7 protein-coding genes are annotated in these 5,628 nt (G+C 64.3%); 6 read left to right on the top strand and 1 reads right to left on the bottom strand.

Translation table 11 applies throughout. The features are described 5' to 3' along the window. From Mlute_RS13800 to Mlute_RS13825, 6 genes are all read left to right on the top strand, one after another. On the top strand, positions 1 to 403 hold a 403-nt coding region (locus Mlute_RS13800), incomplete at its 5' end, for a hypothetical protein (protein WP_342770223.1). A gap of 65 nt (positions 404 to 468) precedes the next feature. Continuing rightward, positions 469 to 2,211 (top strand): putative nucleotidyltransferase substrate binding domain-containing protein, encoded by a 1,743-nt coding sequence (locus Mlute_RS13805; protein WP_182482578.1) that lies wholly within the window; start codon positions 469 to 471, stop codon positions 2,209 to 2,211. A gap of 5 nt (positions 2,212 to 2,216) precedes the next feature. Next, positions 2,217 to 2,843, top strand: coding sequence for a 3'-5' exonuclease (locus Mlute_RS13810; protein WP_119361159.1), 627 nt, complete (start codon positions 2,217 to 2,219; stop codon positions 2,841 to 2,843). A 60-nt stretch (positions 2,844 to 2,903) separates the two neighbouring features. Further along, the gene (locus Mlute_RS13815; protein ID WP_119361160.1) at positions 2,904 to 3,533 is read left to right on the top strand and encodes a TetR/AcrR family transcriptional regulator; all 630 of its coding nucleotides are present in this window, start codon (positions 2,904 to 2,906) and stop codon (positions 3,531 to 3,533) included. Then, entirely contained in the window at positions 3,533 to 3,991 is a 459-nt protein-coding gene (locus tag Mlute_RS13820) for a methylated-DNA--[protein]-cysteine S-methyltransferase (protein ID WP_119361161.1), read from the top strand. The genes Mlute_RS13815 and Mlute_RS13820 overlap by 1 nt, the downstream gene beginning before the upstream one ends. A 33-nt stretch (positions 3,992 to 4,024) precedes the next feature. Beyond that, positions 4,025 to 5,125 carry a BMP family lipoprotein gene (locus tag Mlute_RS13825; RefSeq protein WP_119361162.1) on the top strand — a complete coding sequence of 367 codons (1,101 nt, stop codon included), beginning with the start codon at positions 4,025 to 4,027 and terminating at the stop codon, positions 5,123 to 5,125. Here Mlute_RS13825 and cdd read toward each other — a convergent pair. Next, positions 5,122 to 5,529, bottom strand: a complete 408-nt coding sequence (gene cdd, locus Mlute_RS13830) for a cytidine deaminase (protein WP_119361163.1) — start codon at positions 5,527 to 5,529, stop codon at positions 5,122 to 5,124. The two genes, Mlute_RS13825 and cdd, sit on opposite strands and share 4 nt — an antisense overlap. Positions 5,530 to 5,628 lie beyond the last annotated feature (99 nt).

The raw sequence follows: 5,628 nt of genomic DNA on the forward strand, positions 1-5,628 counted from the left end.
ATCCCCCTCGGTCTACGTCCCCCCCAACCTGACCTTGCGGCTTTTGCGGCTTTTACTGGGTATATCGTCTTTTTTGTTTCTGTTTTACACGGTGGGCCACTACCTGACCGGCTGGCCTTTTCCCACCCCCCTTGACCTCTTGCGCATCGCCTCGGCGGTCTTGGTGGGGGGGGGCATGGGCTTGGCCTTCTCCCGTTTTTGGCCTTTGCCCCCTCAGCCCGGTTTTGAGCGCATCTTCCGGATTTTCTTCCTGCTCTTGCCCGCCTTGGTGTTGGGTTATGGGCTGCAGCTTTTGTTCTCCGCCAACCAGGCCTTGAGCCTGATCGTGCCCCTTTCGGCCTGGCTTTCCTCTGGGCTTATCGTACGGCTGCCGCAGGAGGGCGGCCGCGATAGGGGAAGATAGGGCCTGTGAACCCCATCGAGTTTGTTCGCCAGCAAGCCCCTTTTCACCTCTTACCAGAAGAGGCCATGCAGAAGGTGGCTCGAGGCCTCGAGATTGCCTTCTACCCCGAGGGCAGCAAGGTGTTGGAGCAGGGAGGAGCTAGGAGCCAGCACCTCTACCTGATCCGCAAGGGCACAGTGCGCTTGGAGCGGGAGGGCCAGCCGGTGCTGCACCTGGAGGAGGGAGAGGTGTTTGGCTATCCTTCGCTTCTATCCCAGGAAGCCCCAGCCTTTGATGTGGTGGCCGATGAGGACCTTCTGGTCTACCGATGGGGTGAACGGGTCTTCCAGCAGCTTATGGTCTACCCGGAGTTTGCTGCCTTCTTCACCCGGGGCCTAGCGGAGCGGCTGCGGTTTTCAAGCCGCCTCGAGGGGGCGTTGCTCGGGCTAGACCTGTCCCTTCCGGTGGGGGAGCTTGTGAGCCGTCCGCCGGTTTTTGTGCCCCGTGACGCCACGGTGGAGGAGGCGGCCCGGCTGATGCGGGATCAGCAGGTGAGTTCGGTGTTGGTAGAAGGGGAACCCTTAGGTATCCTCACCGATCGGGACCTGCGCAACCGGGTGCTGGCCGAAGGGCGGGGGCCAAAGACCCCGGTGCTTCAGGTGATGAGCGCGCCCGCCAAAACCCAGCCCGCCTCCACACCCCTGTTTGAGGCGCTGAACTTTATGGTGCAGCAGGGCATCCACCACCTTCCCCTGGAGCAGGACGGGCGGATTGTGGGGGTGGTAACGGATACGGTGTTCATGCGGAAGCAAGCCAGAAGCCCCCTGCACCTGTTGCGGCGGCTCGAGCGCACCAAAGACCTGGCCGACCTTCGGGGCTACAGCCGGGAGCTCTCGGGGGTGACGGAGGGGCTTCTTGCGGGAGGGCTGGCCCCCAGCGAGATTGGCCGCAGCGTGAGTACCCTCAACGACCAGCTTGTGCGGGTGCTGATAGGGCTTTTTGAAGCGCACAACGGCCCGCCACCTTGCGCCTATGCTTGGTTGGTGTTTGGCTCCGAGGGGCGGATGGAGCAGACCCTTCTGACCGACCAGGACAACGCCTTGGTGTTTGAGGAGAAGACCCCGGAGGCCGAGGCCTACTTTTCGCAGATGGCCGGGTTTGTGGTGGATGGGCTGATTCGGGCGGGCTTTCCGCCCTGCCCTGGGGGTTACATGGCCACCCGCTGGTGTAGGCCGTTGGCGGAATGGGTCCAGCTTTTCCGGGGCTGGGTGGAGAGCCCCACCCCCCAGGAGCTCCTAGAGGCCCAGATTTTCTTTGACTACCGCAAGGTGTGCGGCGCTTTGTCCCTGGAGCCGCTGGATGCGGTGGTGGCCCACACCGCCCAGCAGGGCATATTCCTGGCCCACCTGGCTCGAGCCTCCCTTCAGTTTCGCCCCCCTTTGGGTTTTTTCCGGCGGATAAGGGCTGAGGACGGGGGAGTAGACCTGAAGAGGGGCGGGATCGCCCCGATTGTGGCCCTGGCCCGAGTCTACGCCCTGGAGGCGGGGAGCCTGGCCAAGGCCACCGTGGAGCGGCTGAGGGCGGCGGCTCGAGCCGGGAGGCTGAGCCGTGAGGGAGCTGAGACCCTCGAGGAGGCCTTTGGCTTCCTCATGCGCTTGCGCTTGCGGGAACAGCTCGCCCAGCTAAAACGAGGGGAGCAGCCCAGCAACAAGGTGGCCCTGGAGGGGCTTTCGCCCCTAGAGCGCCGCCACCTGAAGGAGGCCTTTTTGCATATCCGCCAGATGCAGGAGTCTTTGAGCGCGCGTTACCAGACCGACCAATTGGGTTAGGGGCTATGTTCGCCGCTTTGCGCTGGCCCAAAGCTTCTTGGCGTTCTAGGGGTCTGGCCTGGTGGGAGGCTACCTACTGGGCTTTGGACCTGGAGACCAGCGGCCTCTCCTCCTCCGACCAGATTCTCTCGGTGGGCCTGCTGCCCATCCAGGGCGGCGCGATTGCCTACGGCGCGCACTACTACAGCCTGGTGCGCCCAAGACGGCCGGAGGCCCTGTCCGCTGAGGGGGTGCGGGCCCACCACATCCTCCCAGCCGAGTTGGAGGAGGCCCCCCCGCTGGAGGAGGTGTTGCCGGAGGTGTTCCGGCGCGTGGCCCAGGGGGTACTTCTGTTGCACTTTGCCCAGGTTGATCTAGCTTTTCTAAAGCGGGCCTGCAGGGAGCTGGGGCAGCCCTGGCCCGCTGTCGGGGTAGTGGACACCGCGGTCTTGGTGGCCCGCCTCAACCGCCACCGCGCCCGGCTCGAGCCCCACGCCCAGCCCCTGCCCTCGGGCCTCAGGGCAGCCCGGGAAGCCTTAGGGCTGCCCCCCCACCTGGAGCACCACGCCTTGTGGGACGCCTTGGCCACCGCCGAACTCTTTCTGCTCCTTCGGGAGAGGCTGGGCCTTCGGACCCTGGGGCAGCTCTTCTGAGGGGCGCTGCGGGCGAGAAAACCGCTAGCGTAGTTTGTTGGACTCGGGTACAATCTCACCATGCTCAGTCTTCGGGAAAGGCAGAAGCTACGCCGTCGTGATCGCATTTTCCGCACCGCCATCAACCTCTTCCGGGAGAAGGGCTTTCACCAGACCACCGCCACCGACATCGCCAAGGCCTCCCACGTTTCCCGCGGCACTTTTTTCAACTACTACGCCTACAAGGAGGCGGTGCTGCTTGACTTTGGGGCCCAGCTCCTGGGCGAGATGCGCGAACAGGCTATGGCTGAGCTAAGGCGGGGGGAGCCGCCGCTGGAGGTTTTGCACCGGCTGTGGGAGCGCCTGGCCGAGGTGAGCGAGCGGGAGCGCAGCCTGCTCTCGCCTTTGGCCTACGAGCTGCTGAACCCTGACCCCTCCCGCGCCAAAGCGGCCTTTGAGGCCCTGCCCTTGGGAGACCTAATCGCCGATATCCTGCGCCCCTTGAGGGCGGAGGGCAAACTCAGGAAGGATATGTCGCTGGAACGCATCTCCCGCTCCATCGCCGATGTCTACTTGCTTTCAGCCCTGCGCTGGGCGGCCTACACCCCGGAAAGGGAGCTCAAAGACGAGATGAACAAGTTCTTGAGCTTGATGCTGGAGGGTGCGCTGGCCCGTGAGGCGCCCCACCGGGAGGAGGTGGGTAGACCCTAGTGTACGCCCTTTTCGTCCCTACTCCCATTGGCCTCGTTCTAGCCTGCGCTGGCTCGAGGGGTATCCAAAGGGTAGAGCTGCGCCTTTTGGAGGAAGGGCGGGCGCGCCCCAACCGGGTGCTCCTCGAGCTGGCCCGAAGGATTGAGCGCTATTTTGCCGGCAAGAAAGAGACCTTTTCCGACCTGCCGCTTAATTACGAGGGCCTTGAGGCCCACCGAGTGTCCCTCTACGAGGCGGTGCGGCGTATTCCCATTGGGCAGACCCGGAGCTATGCCCAGATGGGCCACCTTCTGGGCCTCACCCCCCGTGCGGTGGGCGCGGCTTTGCGAGCAAACCCCTTTTTCTTGGTGGTTCCGGCCCAGCGGGTCATCCACGCCGATGGGCGGCTTGGGGGTTTTGCTGGCCGGGAGGGGATTAAGGAGTGGCTGCTGCGCTTTGAGGGGGCCTGGCAGGGGTAGCCAAGGGAAAGGGTTTGTGCTAACCTTCCTCTCATGAAAAAACTCCTCTGCATGGCCTTGATGGGCCTGGGGCTGGCCCTAGCCCAGCCCTTGGGAAACGTGGCTATGGTCTTCAGCGAGGGTGCCAAGACCGACCCCACCTTCAACGGCGTTGCCTATGGTGGGGCTTTGCGCGCGGTGCAGCAGTTTGGGGGCCGGCTCTTTGATTTTGAACCCACCGACCCTTCACAAATTCCAGGGGCTGTGCGGCGTTTTGCCGCTGAGGGCTTTGACCTCATCATCGGCTTGGGCTTTGCCACCGAGCCGGGCGTAGCCGCAGCCGCGCGGGAGTTTCGTGAGCAGCGCTTCGCCCTGATTGACACCGCCACCGAGGCCCCCAACGTGGCCTCCTACGTGTTCCGCGAGAACGAGGGTACCTTTTTGGTCGGCTACATCGCCGGACGCCTGAGCCAGACCGGGGTGGTGGGCTTTGTGGGCGGGATGGACATACCCCTCATTCACAAGTTTGAGGTGGGCTACCGCGAGGGGGTGCGGCGGGCCTGCCCAGGCTGTCGGGTGGTGGTCAACTACGTGGGGAACACCCCGGCGGCCTTCTCTGACCCTGCCAAGGCCAAGGAAATCGCGGCCTTTCAGCGTTCACAAGGGGCCGACATCATCTACGCCGCGGCGGGGGCCTCGGGGCTGGGGGTCTTTGACTACGTGAAGCAGGTCAAGTGCCTCAGGGCCAACGAGCTGCCCCGGGGGCTGCGCTTCCGCAGCAACCCCTTTGCCCAGGTTCCTAAGTACGAGGCCTACAACCGGGAGTGCGCGGGGGACACCCGCCCGATGTTTTTTATCGGTGGGGACGGGAACCTAAACTTCCTAGGAGATACCGACGGCAACCCCGCCACGCTCAACCACGGCCTTACCTGCATGCTCAAACGGGTGGATGTGGCCGCCCAGATGGCGGTGGAGGCCGTGGCCCGCGGCACCTTCCGGGGTGGGGTGATTGGTCTTGGCCTGAAGGAGAACGGGCTGGGCTATGCGCTTGACCTCTACAACCAAGCTCTTATCCCCGAGAACCTGCGGCGCGAACTGGGGGCCCTTCGCCAGGCCATCATCGCTGGGCGGATTGTGGTTCCCGACCGGCGTTAGTCCTCCTCAAGGTAGCTTCGGGTAAAGCTGTAGGGCAGTAGCTCTCCTAGGGTAATGTGGAGTGCGGTTCCTTCGCTACTCAGGCAGTGCACCGGCAAGGAGGGCGGGGCGAACTCAATGAGAACCTGGCGGCAGCCCCCGCAGGGGGTGGCGGGGCGTTGGCCCCGGCTCATCACCCAGACCTCGGCGATTTCTCTTTCGCCGGCGGAGACCATCTGCAAGACCGCCGACTGCTCGGCGCAGCGCGAAAGGGGGTAGGCCGCGTTTTCCACGTTGACCCCGCCGTAAAGCCGGCCGCTTTTGGACCTGACCACTGCGGCCACCGAGTAGCGGGAGTAGGGGGCGTAGGCTCGCTGTAGGAGGGTTTGGAGCAGCTCGAGCACATCCTGGGGGGTTTCTGGCACGGTTTTCCTCCACCTGCGGCGTTCGGGCGCCTTTCCGCTCTTAGCCTAAGGCAAAACCCCCTCCCTAAGGAGGGGGAGGGGGTGGGTATGGGGCATTCT

Source organism: Meiothermus luteus, from assembly GCF_003574085.1.
GTDB classification, from domain to species: Bacteria; Deinococcota; Deinococci; order Deinococcales; family Thermaceae; genus Meiothermus; species Meiothermus luteus.